Genomic DNA, 1803 nt, shown 5'->3' on the forward strand with positions numbered 1-1803 from the left:
AACCAAAGTAATATTTCGGGATGGCTGAACCCGATTGCCGTTGCCCCGGAAGGCTATGCAGTCCCCAACATCAATCTATTGGAAGAAGTTCGGGCGGGTGGTGTCGTCACCGTCACGTCTCCCCTCACTGAGGCACATTGGTTTTGTTTACTGGGTTCAGTGCAGACGATTCGCGAGACAACCGATCTGCAGCCCCGACTTCAGGTGGCTCATACAAAACGGCAGCCGAAAACCCTGGGGCTCGGAGAAAACGATGAGCACTCAATAAAAGCTCTCACCGCCTTTGATAGCATCACGTATCAGCAAGATGCTCAGGCCAGTCATTGGATCAACCACCAGCAGGCACCTCTGGTCATTCAGGTCAATGAACAGACCAGCCTCAGCCAGCTGTTTGATAACATCCATATCACTTCACAACAGAAGGCACATTTTGGACGACGTCAGACTGAGTTGCAGGAGGCATTAACCTCTGGCAAGCCAGTCGTATTGCGGGGACTGGACAGTAATCCAGCACTTCAGCAGCTTCTGGAACCTCTGGTGATCGGGCAACCTCTGTTAGTGAATGGCCAATTACAGGCCTACCCACAAGCTCAAGTCACCGTAGTCTGGCCCGAGTCTGCAGAAAGCCCATCTTCGGTATTCAGGTCAATGGTTGCCAAGGGCAAACCCTGTCCTGAGGTTGATATTTGGGCTATCAATGGGGACAAGCATGATATCCCCCGGGCTGAGCTGCCGGAACGAGCACTTCACTCGCTTTACGAAGCGTTTAAAACCCTGCCTGACGATCTTTGTGACCCTCTGCCTGAAATGACCGAAGGACTATTGAATAACCTGATGCTGGCTGCCCGGCGGGCACAGCAGGTTGACCAGTCGCCACAGCTCCTGCCCTGCCACTGGCGCAAGGCCATCAATAGCGTCGTCACCCATGGCACCCGGCAGAATCCGTCGGTGCGTGATTTTATGAAAGTGGCCTGTTGGCAGTTACTGCCGGATGCCAATGAAAAACCGGATGCCCATGAGAAGCCCGACAGGGGTCAAACTGGCTCGGTAGACCCGGATCGGTTAAACAGCATCATCAACAGCTCTGCACCGTTAGATCGAAAGTTTTTGCGACAGAACCTATGGTCACTGGCCAGAGCCTTTGACCCGGCAGTCTTTAAGGACAGCCGATTTGAAGGATTACAACTTTCCTATAAAACCCCATTTACATCATGGCTGGCTCAAGAAGAATATCTGGACAGGCTCAGTGCCATGATCGTGGCCCACGCCCCTGAAGATCAACGAGAGGCAATGGCGTATCAGTTGGCAGTCGATCCGTCGAAAGCAGAGCCCTATCAGGCATTGGTCATCAGGCCAGCAAGACAGATTAAACGTTTGCAAGATGCACTGGCTTCTGGCTGGCAGCTACCTTTGCCATCAGGGCAAACCCGATCCGATGCCATTCACACTCTGGCCAGCGATTGTTTTCAGATGGCCAGAACAGCGAATTCTGAGGCAGAAGGCATTGAACGTATAGAGCATCGACTGTCTGAATCACTGGAATGGCAGGGTTCCGCTGATAAGCCCCTGTCACTGCTGGCGCGTGATCTTTATCACGGCGAGTTGAATCAGAAAGATCGTGAAAGCCGTCGATTGTCCCGACTCCATGATCGGTTGACGGACTCTCCCGTTATATTCCTGCAGGGGGAAACCGGCACCGGAAAAAGTTACTTTTCCGCCAGAATGGCTAAGGCCTCAGGACAGGCTTCGGTCATTTCTCTTGGACCTTCTGACAGCGAACAAACCCTGTTGAAATGCTGGCAG

Annotated in this window: 1 protein-coding gene; it reads left to right on the plus strand. The window is 52.7% G+C overall.

From position 1 onward, the window contains the following. On the plus strand, positions 1–1803 hold a 1803-nt coding region (locus KDK19_RS19575; protein ID WP_257292681.1), incomplete at both ends, for a hypothetical protein.

This window comes from Endozoicomonas sp. ONNA1, from assembly GCF_024606325.1.
GTDB lineage: Bacteria > Pseudomonadota > Gammaproteobacteria > Pseudomonadales > Endozoicomonadaceae > Endozoicomonas_A.